Origin of the sequence: Burkholderia cepacia GG4, from assembly GCF_000292915.1 — a bacterium.
Lineage (GTDB): Bacteria > Pseudomonadota > Gammaproteobacteria > Burkholderiales > Burkholderiaceae > Burkholderia > Burkholderia cepacia_D.
On sequence record NC_018514.1, the window covers coordinates 2912617 to 2928113 of the forward strand.

At 59.3% G+C, this 15497-nt stretch carries 15 protein-coding genes; 6 read left to right on the forward strand and 9 right to left on the reverse strand.

Features of this window, described 5'->3' with window-relative positions:
- Window positions 1–327: 327 nt before the first annotated feature.
- Complete coding sequence (locus tag GEM_RS28760; RefSeq protein ID WP_014900962.1) at window positions 328–600, reverse strand: DUF1488 family protein; 273 nt, start codon at window positions 598–600, stop codon at window positions 328–330.
- A 168-nt stretch (window positions 601–768) separates the two neighbouring features.
- A complete protein-coding gene (locus tag GEM_RS30805; RefSeq protein WP_014900963.1) occupies window positions 769–1773 on the reverse strand; it encodes a nuclease-related domain-containing protein in 1005 nt (334 codons plus the stop codon).
- Window positions 1774–1809: 36 nt separating this feature from the next.
- On the opposite strand from GEM_RS30805, the gene GEM_RS32055 reads away from it, so the two are divergent.
- Both GEM_RS32055 and GEM_RS28770 read left to right on the forward strand, forming a co-directional pair.
- On the forward strand, window positions 1810–2049 hold the full coding sequence (locus GEM_RS32055) for a hypothetical protein (protein ID WP_187293263.1): 240 nt from the start codon (window positions 1810–1812) through the stop codon (window positions 2047–2049).
- Between the two features lie 33 nt (window positions 2050–2082).
- Entirely contained in the window at window positions 2083–3066 is a 984-nt protein-coding gene (locus GEM_RS28770) for a hypothetical protein (protein WP_014900964.1), read from the forward strand.
- 140 nt (window positions 3067–3206) lie between these two features.
- Here GEM_RS28770 and GEM_RS31695 read toward each other — a convergent pair whose 3' ends face one another.
- Window positions 3207–3644, reverse strand: coding sequence for a hypothetical protein (locus GEM_RS31695; protein ID WP_148283914.1), 438 nt, complete (start codon window positions 3642–3644; stop codon window positions 3207–3209).
- Window position 3645: 1 nt separating this feature from the next.
- Between GEM_RS31695 and tnpA the strand changes: the two genes are divergently transcribed.
- From tnpA to tnpC, 3 genes are read left to right on the forward strand one after another with little or no spacing between them, the layout of a single operon-like run.
- Window positions 3646–4053 (forward strand): IS66-like element accessory protein TnpA, encoded by a 408-nt coding sequence (tnpA, locus tag GEM_RS28780; protein ID WP_235021284.1) that lies wholly within the window; start codon window positions 3646–3648, stop codon window positions 4051–4053.
- Window positions 4050–4394: an IS66 family insertion sequence element accessory protein TnpB gene (tnpB, locus tag GEM_RS28785; protein ID WP_014900967.1), complete on the forward strand. Its 345-nt coding sequence runs from the start codon at window positions 4050–4052 to the stop codon at window positions 4392–4394. The genes tnpA and tnpB overlap by 4 nt, the downstream gene beginning before the upstream one ends.
- A gap of 30 nt (window positions 4395–4424) precedes the next feature.
- Window positions 4425–6011, forward strand: coding sequence for an IS66 family transposase (gene tnpC, locus GEM_RS28790; protein ID WP_014900968.1), 1587 nt, complete (start codon window positions 4425–4427; stop codon window positions 6009–6011).
- A 716-nt stretch (window positions 6012–6727) separates the two neighbouring features.
- On the opposite strand, the gene GEM_RS30810 is transcribed toward tnpC, so the two are convergent.
- The 6 genes from GEM_RS30810 to GEM_RS28820 all read right to left on the reverse strand — a co-directional run bounded on the left by GEM_RS30810 (window position 6728) and on the right by GEM_RS28820 (window position 13652).
- Window positions 6728–7545 (reverse strand): IS5 family transposase gene (locus tag GEM_RS30810; RefSeq protein WP_085963792.1). Its coding sequence is split into 2 segments (ribosomal slippage): window positions 6728–7197 and window positions 7197–7545, totalling 819 coding nucleotides; the frame shifts between segments, so codons are not numbered across the junction.
- 86 nt (window positions 7546–7631) lie between these two features.
- Complete coding sequence (locus GEM_RS28800; RefSeq protein ID WP_014900970.1) at window positions 7632–9569, reverse strand: AAA family ATPase; 1938 nt, start codon at window positions 9567–9569, stop codon at window positions 7632–7634.
- Complete coding sequence (locus GEM_RS28805; RefSeq protein WP_014900971.1) at window positions 9557–10087, reverse strand: hypothetical protein; 531 nt, start codon at window positions 10085–10087, stop codon at window positions 9557–9559. Before GEM_RS28805 ends, GEM_RS28800 begins: the two co-directional genes overlap by 13 nt.
- Before the next feature lies 1 nt (window position 10088).
- A complete protein-coding gene (locus tag GEM_RS28810; protein ID WP_014900972.1) occupies window positions 10089–11294 on the reverse strand; it encodes a hypothetical protein in 1206 nt (401 codons plus the stop codon).
- Window positions 11295–11675: 381 nt separating this feature from the next.
- The gene (locus tag GEM_RS28815) at window positions 11676–12251 is read right to left on the reverse strand and encodes a hypothetical protein (RefSeq protein ID WP_014900973.1); all 576 of its coding nucleotides are present in this window, start codon (window positions 12249–12251) and stop codon (window positions 11676–11678) included.
- Between the two features lie 381 nt (window positions 12252–12632).
- Window positions 12633–13652 carry an IS110 family transposase gene (locus GEM_RS28820; protein ID WP_014900974.1) on the reverse strand — a complete coding sequence of 340 codons (1020 nt, stop codon included), beginning with the start codon at window positions 13650–13652 and terminating at the stop codon, window positions 12633–12635.
- A 637-nt stretch (window positions 13653–14289) separates the two neighbouring features.
- Here GEM_RS28820 and GEM_RS28825 point away from each other — a divergent pair.
- Entirely contained in the window at window positions 14290–15480 is a 1191-nt protein-coding gene (locus tag GEM_RS28825) for a M20 aminoacylase family protein (protein WP_014900975.1), read from the forward strand.
- The last annotated feature ends 17 nt before the right edge of the window (window positions 15481–15497 follow it).

Sequence of the window (15497 nt, forward strand, 5' to 3'; positions counted from 1 at the left end):
GGTTGAGCCGTTGGGCCGAGTTGGCGCCCCGCGGATATGCCAACCCACATCTGGAGGCCATGCAGCCCATGCGCGGCCGGCTTCTCGAGCAGTTGTAGGCCATGCGCCGCCGCGGGACAATTCCACAACCCGGCATCACTTTGGCTTGAGCCCTGGCGCAGCCTGTTATGGCGGCACGCGCGACGGTAAGTGACATGCACGATCGTGGCCTCCTCGCGGTGGAGCGAAAAGCGGCGGGGCACGGCGGCCCGAAATGCCGCACCCGTGGCTGCTATGTACCTCCTCCATGGAGGAGGTACTGGTCCACGCAATCCAGTTTCGTCCCGATTATCGGCGGTTGCTGAAGTCATCCATCGTCAGCACAACCCGTTCACCACCGTGCGAGAGCATCTTGCGCTCTGCCATGGCCACAATGCGTCCGCGCCCGTCGGCAAACGCTCGTAGAATCCGCGTCTCGGTTGCGTCGGGCTGCACCCAGAAGTGCTGCTCCAACACCTCGCGCGCCACTCGGCAATCGATGTTCCGACCGCTGCTCGACAGCACGAAAGTGATGCTTTGGCCGTCCGGCGCGACACGGGGTTGAAGCTCCGCTGCATCCATGGTTATGGGCTACCTGCTGATTCGACTGTAACGCGTTGCATCGTACGGGCGAGACAGCGATTTTCTCAACCCCTGGAAGCTCGGGGTAGTCGGCCGGAGCGGATGTCGGCGCCGTAGAGGCGGCGGATGTGCCCCGCCCGCTGTGGGACCAGGCTATCTCGGCGCGCCTTAACCACCACGGAGCTGCCGTAGCGTTGCGCTATCTGGTACGCACCCAAGCCGGTCAATGCCAGTCGGGCATGGGGGCAGAGGCCCTACACTGGGGGGCGGTGATTCGATTGTGGTAACCGGCCGGGCAATCGGAGGCGCTGAGGGGCTCGGGGCGGTGGGCGCTTTCACTGCTGCGACCGAATGTCGATAATGGCGCTGCGGTGGCACTCCACGTTTACTGGGGCGCTGCGTGGTCTGCGTGGTTGCGGCGGGATGTAGGCGTGACCAGCACCACGGGCCGATAACAATCATCGCAAGCAGGGCTGCAACCGTCAGCTTGACTCCTCGCCGCGGTTGGCGCTCCGGCCGCGGCTGAACAACCAACTGGGGCGGTGCCGGTTGGATAGAGGGCATCAGGTCGATCACGACCGGTTGAGCCTCACGTGGGGCAGGCAAGCCAGACAGCGACTCGCCGACCGGGACCATGCCACGTTCGACAGCCCACGCCCGTAAGAGTGCGAGGGGCCATCGGCGGGTGTCACCCCGCTCGATAAGCGGCCAAGCGAGCAGGTCCTCGAGACCGCTATCGTCGATGATCGCGATACGGTCCGTGCTGCGCGGCACCTCCGAGTCATGCGGAATGCCGCCGTCGAATAGAACCGCACAACGTGGGTAACCGGGATCCTGACCGGCATAGCGGCGCAGCGTGTCCTTCAGCGCATGCATCGTATGACGTACCTGAAGACAAGGGTTTTTCCGGCGCTCGCCGGTGCGACGGGCAGTCCAGTGTGCGTCAAACAGGCCGCCTACCACGGGCTGCAGGTAGTGTTTCACTTCAATGACGAGTGTCGTAACCAACGTGCTGACCAGAATGTCGCATTCGCGCTCCTCACATCGGACGTTGAATAGCACGATGGCAGACTCTTCGCGCCGCTGCAGAATGTCGACAATCTTGGCAAGTACGCGCTGCTCGGCCGCGTTGGACGGTGCCTCTGGGTCGCCGCAGTAAACCTCGATGGTCATGCGCGATAATTGGTCAGATGAAATCGCAATTGGACCATGTTGGGCAAAATGCGACAAGGCCATATTCGAAATGCTTGGTGGGCAGAAACAGTACTTCGCTACACGCTGTCACCAGTATTTGGTACGCTCCAAGGCAATGGCATTACCAGAAGCAAACTGCCGCGCGAGCTTTGCCTCGCCAAAGAGGACACCGACAATCTGACCTTTGGTTCGACGTTGTCGAGTTTGTCTTCCGCGTTGGAAGGACAAATGCGCCGCGAGAACCGCTACACGTAGCCCTGGCCGAATCGACAAAAGGGGAATACAAAAATGGGCTGGAATGACCACCTGGACGATAACGAACTGTCGAATCTGCCGCCCGAGGCATATGGAAATGTTTTCGACGTTGAGGGACCGTTTGACCCATGTGACACATGGCTTGAAACAGCGAGCCGCGACGAGCAAATCATCGCGGTCCGTGGGTGGTTCCTCGCTCGTTTCTGCGATCCTGCAGAAGGCACGCCCTACAACGGGCGCGAAGGGGGTTATCAATTTGTCCACGGTGGGCCATACGATCCGGCGGATGAGATTCCAGACCGATTCGCAAACGTTGTCGACGATGATGTGATCGAGGAAGTCGTTGACGAACTGCACGGCGGAGTAGGCGACGAGTGGGCCCCGATTCGTGAGGTGCCGACGGACGATTACTACGACGATCGATTTGACCTCGACGTCGATACGCCAAATGAGCCGCTGTCGCGTTTGCGAGACCGGATTCAGCAGGCACGGCAGGTATTGACGCTGACAGGTAGTCCTCACGCAAAGTCACTCACTGATATGCTGGTATTCAGCAATGCGCTCGGAGTGCTGGAATCATTCCTTTGGGAAACCGCGGAGTTCTGGTTTAAGCATGACGACAGCGCATTGCAAAGCGTCGTTACAAAGCTGAAAGTGTTTAGCGATGAGCCAATGAAATTGGGAGACATTTTCACTCGGCACACGAAGTTGCGAGAGCACGTGCTTGGCTACCTACAGAACCTGGTCTGGCACCGGTGGGACAGCGTGGTGCCAATCTTCCAGCAGGGCTTGGGTATACGCCTTCCCAGCGTGAAGCCGTTTGAGGCAGCGCTGCTCAAGCGCCATGACATTGTTCATCGCTGTGGGCAGACGAAAACGGGCGCGCCGGTGACTGTTACACAGGCAGAAATCGGTGCGCTGTTCGACGAAATTGAGCAATTCGCGATCGCGGTTAATAGGCTGCTGTCGACCCGTCCCATTCCGAACGCTGTTGATGTGGCGCCCGACGAATTTTGAATTTCAGGCTGTCAGGCGTAAATTTCGATCGACCATGGCGCGGCCCGCGTCACGATGCCCACGAACGAGTGTGGCTGGCGAACGGGAGGCCCGGCTACTAGTCGCGCGGCCTCAGGCCGGCGGGCATCGGTCTGGATGAATCAGCGCCCGCTGCCGGCCTGTCGCTCCTCATACTGCGCGACCCACGCTGGGTCATCGCTAGTGGCGACAAACACGCTGTGCGCCGTCTGACCTTGCCATTGCCGGGCACGATGTTCCACGCCACCGAAGAACGTCATCTGCCACCATGTCGTGGCGGGATTGGCATGGTCACGCACGCCGCGGTAGACAAACACACCGTCGCCAAAACTACCCTCCACGCGTGCGCTGGGTGCCTGGGTCGCGATGGCCTGTTCAAACAATTGCAGGCCACTGGAGGAAAACAGCGATGCCCGTACCGGCGCGTTCGGCACGAGCTGGGTCTGCCAGTGATGCCAGGCGAGTCCGAGCGCGATAGTATGCGTCTCATGTCGGCCGTTCGCCGGGTAGCAGTGAACGGGGGTAATTTGGTTCCCACTAAATGTTTTGACGGGAACCAAAGTGGCCGAGATTGTGGATAGCAAGTGCGAGGCACCGGGCAAGCGCCCCAACTTTGCGCGCGAATTCAAACGACAGCTGGTCGAACAGACGTTCGAGCCCGGGGCGTCTGTATCGCTGGTCGCGCGTCGCAACGACATAAACACCAATCTGCTGTTCAGATGGCGTCGCCAGTATCTTCAGGGTGCATTTGGGGCGCCGCGTCCGGGGCCTGCCAGACAGGAACCCGATGGTGACGTTGCATCGTTACTTCCAGTCAGCATTGTCCCGGAAGCCGAGGCCTCGATGCCGGTCCGCGAAGCCGTGTCGGAGGACGCCTGCGAGATCGAATTTGACCGTGCACGTTTGCGCATTCGCGGTAACGTGTCGCCGGATATGCTGCGGCTGCTGATTCGGGAGCTGTCCCGATGATCGGCCTGCCGGCTGGCACTCGCATCTGGATCGCCGCAGGCGTCACCGACATGCGCAGTGGTTTCCCGGCTCTTGCCGCGAAGGTGCAAGCGGCACTCGAAGAGAATCCGCTCGGCGGCGACGTGTTCATTTTTCGGGGACGTCGCGGCGATCTCGTAAAAATTCTATGGGCAACCGATGACGGACTATGGCTTCTCGCGAAGCGGCTTTCGCGTGGGCGGTTTATTTGGCCCCAGGCGGATGGCGGCAAGATCTATCTGACGTCTGCGCAGCTGTCGATGTTGCTGGAAGGCATCGATTGGCGACAGCCCCGTCGCACGGCCGCATTGTCGATGTTGTAAACCGCGTCGAAGGCTCGTAAACTGCAGCGCATGCCCGATCATGCGCCGCTTCCGGACACCATTGCCGAGCTCCACGCCCTGGTGCTCGAACAGCAGGCATCGATCGCTAAGATGCGCCAGGAGATCGCCGAACGCGACCGGGAGATTGTTGAACGGGACCAGGAGCTCGAGCGCCTGAAGGCGCAAATCGACAAGCTCAGGCGCATGCACTTCGGTCGCAAATCCGAGCAAGTAGACCGGCAGATCGATCGGCTCGAAACCCAACTTGAGGATCTGGCAGCGGGTAGCGGCGTTGCCGATGTTCGCCGTGCACGCGCTCGTGCATCGAGCTCAGGCGCGTCTGCGGCATCCGCGAAGGAAGCCTTGGCGCCCCATCTGCCACGCGAAGAGCGCGAGCTCGAGCCCGATTCCATCTGCCCGAAGTGCAACAACGCCATGGAGTTGCTCGGCGAGGATGTGTCTGAGCAGCTCGCGCGCGTCACGGCGATGTTCAAGGTCATCCGCACGATCCGTCGCAAGCGGATCTGCGCCGGTTGCGGCCATATCGCGCAACCTCCCATGCCGGGGCTGCCGATCGAGCGCAGCATCGCGCATCCGAGCTTGCTGGCCGAGATCATCGTTGCCAAGTATGCAAATCACACGCCGCTGTATCGGCAATCCGAGATCGCGGCTCGCGATGGCGTACGTCTCGATCGGGCCACCATGGCACGCTGGGTCGGGCAATGCGAAGAACTCTGTCGGCTGCTGACTGAAGCCCTGCGGCGCTACACCATGGCGACTGCGAAGCTCCACGCGGACGACACACCGATCCCGGTGCTCGCGCCCGGCAACAAGAAAACCAAAACTGGTCGGTTGTGGGTCTACGTGCGCGATGATCGACGCTCAGGTTCGCGCGACCCCGCTGCTGTCTGGTTCGCGTACTCGCCGGACCGCAAAGGCATCCATCCTCAGACCCATCTTGCCGGATTCAAAGGCGTCCTTCAGGGGGACGGCTATGCCGGCTTCAACGAGTTGACCGAAAGCGGCAAAGTTCGTCTGGCATTTTGCTGGGATCATGCGCGCCGATACGTATTCAACGTGCATGAGACAGCCCCGTCGGAAACCACGAAGCAATGGCTCGACATGATTGGCGAGTTCTACGGAATCGAGGCTGATATCCGCGGCAAACCACCCGACGAGCGGCGACGCGTCAGGCAGGAAAAGAGCAGCCCGTTGCTCGCGGCCCTCGAGACGTCGATGAGGGAGAAACTCGCGACTCTTTGGCCGAAGGCACCCCTGGTCGAAGCGATCAACTACTCTCTGAACCGCTGGGACGGCCTCACAATGTTCTGTGACGACGGCCGCGTCGAGATCAGCAACGTGCTCGCAGAAAATGCTTTGCGCTGCGTGGCCCTCGGCCGACGCAATTTCATGTTCGCTGGCTCTGACAGCGGTGGCGAGCGAGCCGCCGCAATGTATAGCTTGATCGGCTCGTGCAAGTTGAATGGCATCAACCCACGCGCCTACCTGGAATATGTACTTACGCACATTGCCGATCACCAGGCCAACCGCATCGACGAACTGTTGCCCTGGAACGTCGCGAAGCACCTGCTTCCATCTACACCTTCATCGGGTTGATCCCTTCTGCTTGCGGCAGGCTTAGCCTGCCGCATTCTCCGACGCTTGTCCAAAGAATTCTCAACGGCCCTCGCGCGACGCATACGCGCGATATAGCATGCAAGCTCGCTTAGCTTGATCGTGTCGAATGGCAGCATCAGGCTTTTATGCCATTGCCCGTCAGCAGTTCGGATCCAGCGCGTCTGCTGGCCAACTGCGAGTTGGCGCCGTAGCGCCTCGTTTTTGACTAGTCGGGGACCGACTTGGTCGATGATAGCCGTGGCTGACCCTGCGAGCAGGCTCCCCATCGGTAACACCGCAAGAACGTAGTGCTCAAGCTTCGATTTGGCGTTGTTGCATGCCACGCATGCCGGCACTTTGGGGAGGTTATCGCGCGCCGCGCGTGGGCAGAATTCCCGCGCGACGACGTGATCACCCGTGCTCGACGCCCGCTCCCGCCCGCAGTAAACACAGGTCTTGTCGCGGTATTTCTTGCTTGCCATCGAACACTCTCAGGCGCGTTGTAGGGACCGTCTTTATGGGGCAGTCAGCAGAATTGCTGGACCGCGACGACGCCACGCCGGATATCCACTACATTTGTAGACCATGCGGCGCTAGTGCGGCCGGAGAACTGATAGCAGACAGCCGAGCTGGGCTGCTACTACTTCCATTGCCTGAAAGGTTCCAGACATTGAACAGTACAGCCCAGCCGTACTCGAACGTCCTTAGAGGCCAGTTCAAAAACCCTGCTCAGCTCGCCTGAAGATGTTCCAACAGACGAGCGAGCAGCCAAGCTTCAGGAATGCTTCGTGAATGTAGGCACGTCGCTCGAAGCGCGTGCGTAGGCGACGGAAATTGTGGAGCCAGGAGTGCGTACGTTCGACCACCCAACGATACTTGCCGAGACCGCTGCCATGTTCGGTCCGGCGCTTCGCGATCACGGGTTTGATACCGCGCTCGCGCAACGCGCGTCGGTGTCGGGTGGAATCGTAGCCGCGATCGGCGTAGACGACGCCGGGCCTCTGAAGCGGTCGGCCACGGACACCGCGAATTGGTGGAATCGCATCAACGAGCGGCAGCAGCTGCGTGACGTCGTTGGCGTTCGCGCCAGTCAGGATTGCGACGACGGGAACGCCGTTGGCGTCTACGAGTATGTGGTGCTTGGAACCCGGTCGCGCGCGATCCGTGGGGTTCGGGCCAGTTTTTCGCCCGCCCCAACGGCGCGCACGGACGATGAATCGACCGCAGCGTATGACAGATCGATTTGGCCGGCCGCACGCAACTTGTCGAGCAGCAACTCGTGCAGTTGGTCCCATACACCAGCCTTTTGCCAGTCGCTCAATCGCCGCCAGCAAGTTGCGCCCGAGCCGAAGCCCAGCCGAGTCGGCAAGTGGTTCCAGCGAATTCCCGTTTTGAACACGAACAGGATGCCGTTGAGCGCCGCACGATCGGACACGCGCGGACGACCAGGATCGCTCTTCGCACGAGGCTTCGCAGGCGGCAGCAATGATTCGATCAGTATCCACAGTTCGTCGTCGATGATCGGCGCTTCCATCCTTGGGCTTCCGTTGTTCTGGTGCCCAAGGTTAACAGCTTGCCGAGGAAGTAAACAGCCCCTCACGGGGTTTTTGAACTGGCCTCTTACAACTGTTGTCGCCGTTCCCGGAGCAATTTGGCATCGTCTCTCAGCCGTATAGAGACACACTCCTTATATTCGGGAGGGAACTTGTCAACTCCCGTCGAAAGCAATATCTGATAGTCCGTGTTCTCTTCATCGAGCACCTTCATCTGCCGCAGCATCAGCACAAGGTTGTCTCGGTCGATCCCCGCAGTTTCTGGGGTATCAATTAGGAGCATCCGCGGAAACGGCATGTCATTCTTCAACGACATTAACAGAAGGGTTAGATAGTAGAGAAATCTCTTTGGAACCTCGGCACTCGCTTCCCGATATTCGCCATTGTTGATCACCGGCATATAGGTGTCTTCATCGATACGCGCCGATCGACATCTGGCCAGCACCTTCGTCATGAAGTCGTTGTAGATTTCGTTAAATCCGGCAATCCGGCCGCTGAGTTCCGTTTTTGACGCCAATTCGAGCTGCGTCACTAGGCGATCGGCAGCTGCCCAGATTTCCCGCTTTGAATCGAACGTTCTCTGCAGACCCTCGACCTTCTCTTCCATCTTTAGGGCCTGAAAGAGCTCGTTTTGCTCGTTCTTCAATTCAAAAATCTTTTCGTCGATCTGCTCTACCTGCCAGTCGGCCGCTTCTCCCTGTGGTAGTGCATACGACTTTTCGATTCTGTCCGTAAGTTGGCTGACCTGTTCTTCCAAGGCGGCTTGGTGCGTCATCGTGTCAGAGATCTCGTCGTCCATATCATCGATTGTGGACAGCATCGTCAGCAGCGACTTTTTCTTGGCGCGATAGATGTCCACGTATTCCGTGGGACTGTAGAAGAACCGTTGATAATCATTCTCGTCGACGGGGTTCCCACATACGCAATGGCCCTGTATCCGGGACACCGCATTCAGGCAATATGGACATGTGTCGCTTGAAAAAAGCTTCAGTTGCTCGTGCGTGAAAATAACCTTGCTAACGCGATCAATATCGTCACGAATCGAAGCAACCACGTTGGCAAGACGACCTTTGTCTCGAACGAGCACCTCCGCCTCTTCTCGCCTCTGACGCAGGGAGGACACCAACTCACCAAGGCGGCGGCGCTCGGCATCAATCGATTGCATGATCTGACTCGGCGCAGGGTTGGATAGACGCTCCGATCTCGCGCGAACAAGTTTGTCCAGTTGTGAATCGATTTCTTCGATCCGCTTCCCGAGAAAATGCACATTCTGGACCGTTGCGCCGCCGCGGTCCCTGAGGACTTCGGCCACAATCTTCTGATACTCAGACAGAATCGCGCGAGCGCCGTCCAGTTCTCGTTCCGAACGCTTCAAATTGCCCATCGCTTCATACAGCGCGAGCAGAGTCTTTCCCACCAGCACCTGAAAAATCGCCCGTCGCACCTCCAGTGAATCGGACAGGAAATTGCTGTTATCGGCGGGTTTGTAAATGCCATGTGGATCGGGCGCTTGATTATGGTAGATCAGCCGCATCAGATCCGAAATATTGAGCTTGAAGTTACGGCCGCCCTGAAATATTTCGACGACCGGGATGCCCAGTTTCTCAAGGATCCAATCAGAGAAGATTCGCGTATCCGCGTCGCGCCGGAACAAGGGAAAGGTATCAGCGCTCTGGTCGAAACCTTCTCCAAGCGTACCAAGTGCCCGGACAGTGATGAGATTCTCGCCGAACTTTCGTATCAGCGAATACTCTGTGAGGCCGATCCGGATCTTTAGCCATACGAAGTTATTGGTGTCGCCGGTGATCTCCGCATGCCGATTGTCGCTGCGCAACTCGAACTCATCCACTTTCCCGCCCAATCCGAAATAGATCAGGTTGAAGAATGTGGATTTGCCGCTTCCGTTGGGCCCTTCGACAATGGCAAGCCGCTGCCCAAGCTCAGGCGATTCGAACTCGTACCTGTCGCCCTGGTAGCCCACCTGAAGAATCTTCAGAGCGCCCATACATTTACCCCGCGGCTTTCATACACTTTCTGCAGAAATGTTTCCATGGTCAGCGTGGACAGTCTCGGAACGGCCTTCTTGATTCTGCTGATCCGGGCGCGGTCCGCTCCAAAGACTTCGTTGGTCAGGAAGTCGGCCGGCAACACCGACCGGTTCAGTTGCACGTCGACGACTTCCGGTGTCGCAGCACGTTCGACTCGCAGGAAGCCGCGCCGCTCCAGCGCAAACACCAGCTTGAAAATCTCCCGCTTGTTCAGCTCTCCGTTCGCAAACGTCACAAACAGCTGCTCCCTGTCTTCCGCGTTGCTGATGGTCCTGTCTTCATAGCGCTCAAGAATGCGAACGACCTTCTCATCACCCGCCAACTGCACCAGATAGGAGAGCTTGCGATGATCCCTGAACATCCCGTTTGCAGCCGTCAGGATATCGACCAGCAACAGTAGCTCATACGTCAGGAAATAGAAGTCCTCGCCGCTGATGAAGTTCAGTCGCCGCTTGATGCTGTCTCTTTTGTCCATGTCAGTCAAACGCCAAATAGCATTCATCGAACAGCGACAGGATCGCGCCGCGCAAGGTGTTCTCGTCCTGTATGCGGTAGTGGTAGGTCTTGTTCAGACGCGTCAGCTCTTCCATTGATTGAGTAACCATGTCTGCGAGGATGGCGTCGATTTGTGCCGGGGTGAGCGGCGATGTTCGCCCACTCTGGCTCACCTCTAGAATATCTTCACAGACGTCGTATAGCCTGCGCCGCAATGACACATACTCCCGCTGCCAGAGGCGCGCCTCGTCCTTTGCAAGACCTACCCGCAGTTTCAAGCGTCTCAGCCCTCTTGGCGGATAGCTAGAGGTTACGGCCTCGATCTTCTCTTGCAGACTGCGCATATCGGTTACATCGATCTCGCTCCAGCTCTCGTGCGCAGGGTCGAACGGCTTTTCCTGAGGTTGGAAACCAAGCGTTTTCAGAAAGATATTCTCGATATCGGCGGTGCCCAGAAGCCGAGCCATCGGCACTCCGTGCTCTGAACGTTTCTCAAACTCGCTGCAGATGGCGCCGACGATCACGGACTCCATGCCTTCATGGCGGTAGCTGTAAAACGGGCACTTCCTCACGCAATCGACTGCCGCCGCCTCCAGTTCTGGGTTGCTGTCCGTCGTCACAATCCACTCTATTTTGGACAGGAATTGCCCGAACTGCTCGGGCGTCCACGCGGTGACCGCCGCCAGATGGCCATGGCCGGCGATTTCGGCATACTGCTTCGCGTACTCTTCAAGGATCGCCGTCTTGCACAGCGCGAGATCATCCCCGGATAGCGGCTCCTTCGCGCACAGCTTCTTCAGGATCGAGGTCTTGCCCGGCGCCGCAAGACCGGCTCGCTCGAAGAGCAGCTTGTCGAACCGCTCATCGCCGGTAGTGGCAGAAGCGTAAAAACTGAACCGGATGGGGGAATCGCCGAGGAACCGGAAATCAAGGTCGATAAAGGCGACGACTGTGTTTTTGACCGGCGACGAATTGAACGTCAGCGAAGAGCCGTAATTCTTGTTCTCCTCGACGCACGGCGCATGCTCACCGTGCTCGCGAATCAAAAGGGAGTCTTCAAGCAATTCGATCGCACAGTAAATGCGATTGTTCCTGTCGAGGCCGATCTCCGTGAGCAGGCGGATGCATGCCCGCAGCTTCTGAAAGCGGTCGCCCTTCTTTTTGTCCCCGGCTTCTCGATCGATCATGGTCCCATTTTTATCTATAATATGGCTGGTCGGTCTCAGCTAACCGTCCGCTATACATCGTAGCGTCACTTCGGATCAGACGCGCGCAAATATATCAGATCTTCCACACATAGCGGACCGCGCGCGTGGACTCGAAGAGAGAATCATAGCCGGCAGGCTGCGGTCGAAAAATCGACGGTGCGGGGATCGATCTGAGCGCTGTCCGCGATAGTGACCACCCGTCCAACGGGCATTGGACCATCGCAAGATATGCTCTCACTCCCAGCGCACCGTTTCGACGCATCGAGCGAGTGTTGGTGGGCGGACTGTCGCATACGCACGGCGGCACCGGTCGCGCGCCGCGCAGTCCTCGGACAAAAATCTGGCTATTCCAGCTACAGCTCAAATGTCAGCAGGGGACAACCCGACCTTGGCTCTAAACCCGTCGGGCCGGGGTAATGGTGGCACGCGAGCGGACAAGAGCGGGTATGCAGCCCGATGGCTCTTGATGTGCTCGACCATACTGAGCCACGGCTCCATGTCTCCCCAAACGTAATGCGTGTCTATCCGTTCTCCGGGAGTCAGAGCGATATTCGGCATCTCTGGCAGATAGAAGCGGTAGACCCAGTCTGTGCCATGTTCAACGCCCACCACAATCGGCACGGCCTTCCACTCCTTCCAGAAGGAGATGTACATCCAAACGTCCGGGTCTTTCGCATCGGCAAGCCAGTGAATCTCCAGGTCGCCGACGGACAATGCCATGTCAATGATGGGATGCCCACCAAGCTGCAGGCTCTCGAAGGTCATTGTCGCGGGAGAGAAGTCCGGCGGCAGACTGGCCAGAGCGGAGGAGGTCATCGGACAGGTCAGCGCACCGGCGTGGAGCGGTAGCCCTTTCGGCATCTTCGGCTTGCGCCAGAATCGCGCCAAAAGTTCAAAGCTGCCTATGGCATGCACATCGTCGCCAAAGTTGTTCATTCGCTGCGTCCATTGGGCTGCGAGTCCTGCCGGCCGGCGGCTCGCACAGGCGTGCGTTGCCTGCATATGAGTGTAGGTTCGCCGGAGCGGCATGATTTGTATATGGACGCCTCCCGTTTGCGAAGGATTTCGAGCGATCTGACCTGACAGGAACGGCTTGCAGCTGTATATCCGGCCTTATCGCAGCGGATATGTCTGCTGCGGGCCCCTATGGAATCCGCTGACTCGCACCTCATTGCCCCGACGAGCTGGAAGCCCTTCAAATCATGCAGGTTTAGCGAGTCCCGGTCCGACCTGTGTTGCCATCACGCTCAATTACCAACGCAACCTTTCAACGTTCCATCCTTTGATAGAAGTTCACCTCTACGTACTGCGAGCGATTTATGCTTGCTTCGCGCTCACGTAACCTTTCTGATACGGTCGATCATGAGCAAGGATTGCCCAGATCGTCCGTGCCATCTTGTTCGCTAACGCGACGATCACTACGTTCAGTGGCCGGCGCATCTTCATCTGCACAAGCCACGGATCGAGTTCCTTCCCGCGAGTCAAGACACTGCGCGCACCGTGAATCAACAACGTGCGCAAATACATGTCACCAAGCTTGCTGATGCCATATAGATTGACCTTGCCACCTGATCCCGTTTGCTTCGGTACGAGTCCTGCCCATGCAGCGAACTCGCGCCCCGACCTGAATGCCTTCGGGTTACCCATCATGGCGACTGCCGCCGTCGCTGTCAGAACGCCCACGCCGGGGATTTCGCTGATCGCCTTCACGGCTTGATCGTCCTTCTTCCACTCGCGCATCCGCCGCTCAATGGCCCCGATCTGCTCATCCAGCAGCCGCAGCCCGTTCCATTGTTCGCGCAGGGTGTCGATCAGGGCAGTTGGCAAGCGCTCGGAAATTCGCGCCAGCACCTCTGGCATTCCTTTGTCGAACGCTGCTCGGCCGGTGCCCATCACTTCGCCGTATTCGGTTAGCAAGCCGCGCAGGCAGTTGATCTGCATGGTCCGAAACTTCACCAGTTGCTCGCGCACCCTGTGCAGCGCCAGCATAGCCTGCTGCATCTCAGTCTTCACCGCAACGGCCTTGCTCGGCTGTTGCACCGCCCGCCAGATCGCCAGAGCATCCGCTGCATCCTTCTTGTTACGGATATTGAACGCCTTTACGTACTCACCAGGCATCAACTTCACCTGATGGCCCATCCGTACAAACTGCCTCGCCCAGTGGTGTGCACCGCCGCACGCTTCCATACCGATTAGACACGGCGCGCGATTCGCAAAGTATTCGAGTAGCTTCGCGCGTTTGATCGGCTTGTTTAGCACCTCTCCGGTCTCCTCATCGACGTGGTGCACTTGAAAGACGCTCTTTGCAATGTCGATCCCAACTGGCGTGAGCTTCATGGCGGACCCTCCGGTTTGCCTGGGTAGATCTACATGATCTTCCTTCTTGGGCACCTTGATGCCGTCGGCCCAGACGGGTTCGCCTTTGCTACCTTTCCCTGTCGTCATTCTTCCCACCTCCGCAACACACGAGGGGTGGGAGGCGTCCATTCCATTGCCCTAAGTCGAACAAATCGGCTTTGCCAACCTGATCTGGTATCGGCGAGACCAGACAGCGGTTACGCCGATTTCCAGTGCTGTTCTCCAGCCAGACAGGCGGACAGCTGCCGCCGCGGCGTCCGAAGAGCCGGTTCGATCTCCCATTGGACTGCCTATTGACTTGCGGGTAGAAGTGCGCGGGGGCTTGTCGGTCAAGGCAAAAAGCCGTTTTCGATTAGATACGGATACGCCACGTACTACGGGCGTACCGGGCCCGCATTGGATGCCTGTATCCGCATCTAACCGAAAGTCGTATCCACATCTAATCGAAAGCTACATCCGGCCGTCGTTGCCCGTATTAACCCTGATTAATAAAGCTTATCGCGGTGAAAAATTCCGCATCTTATTGAACCGATATCGGCTCGCTATAGTGGCTCGCTTTCCCGCACGCAACCGTCCGCGTGCGGCTGACACACTGACGATCAGCAGGAGCCGCTTGATGACCACCGACGCCCGATTCACCGAAATCGAGGATCTGATGCCCGCCGCCGGCGGGCTGCGCGAGATCCGCCATCACATCCACCATCACCCGGAGCTCGCGTACGAGGAGCACGAGACGGCCGCGCTCGTCGCGGACAAGCTCGAGCAATGGGGCTGGCAGGTGACGCGCGGGGTCGGCAAGACGGGTGTCGTCGGCACGCTGCGGGTGGGCGACGGCAAGCGCAGCATCGGCATCCGCGCGGACATGGACGCGCTGCCGATCCTCGAGGCGACCGGCCTGCCGTATGCGAGCGGCACGCACGGCAAGATGCACGCGTGCGGCCACGACGGCCACACGACGATGCTGCTCGGCGCCGCGCAGCACCTCGCGAAGACGCGCAACTTTTCCGGCACCGTGCAGCTGTATTTCCAGCCGGCGGAAGAGCACGGTGTCGACAGCGGCGCGAAGAAGATGATCGACGACGGCCTGTTCGAGCGCTTTCCGTGCGATGCGGTGTTCGGCATGCACAACCATCCGGGCGCGGCGCCCGGCGTGTTCCTCACGCGGCGCGGCCCGTTCATGTCGGCCGGCGACAAGGCGATCATCTCGATCGAGGGCGTCGGCGGCCACGCGGCGCGGCCGCACCTGACGGTCGACCCGGTGGTGGTCGCGGCGAGCATCGTGATGGCGTTGCAGACGATCGTCGCGCGCAACGTCGATCCGGCACAGCCGGCAGTCGTCACGGTCGGCTCGATGCACGCGGGCACCGCGAACAACGTGATCCCGAACGGCGCGCGCCTCGAGCTCAGCGTGCGTTCGTTCAGCCCCGAGGTGCGTGCGCTGCTCAAGCGCCGCATCGTCGAGCTCGCCGAGACGCAGGCCGCGAGCTACGGCGCGACCGCGCACGTCGAGTACATCGAAGGCTACCCGGTCGTGGTCAATACGGATGCCGAAACGGATTTCGCCGCGCAGGTCGCGCGCGAGCTGGTCGGCGACGCGCACGTGGTCGAGCAGACCGACCTGCTGATGGGCAGCGAGGATTTCGCGTTCATGCTGCAGCAGCGGCCCGGCTCGTTCGTGCGGCTCGGCAACGGCGAAGGCGAGGACGGCTGCATGGTGCACAACCCGAAGTACGACTTCAACGATCGCAACCTGCCGATCGGCGCGGCGTTCTGGACGCGTCTCGTGGAGCGTTACCTGGGGCAGTGAGCGCGGCGACCGGCGGC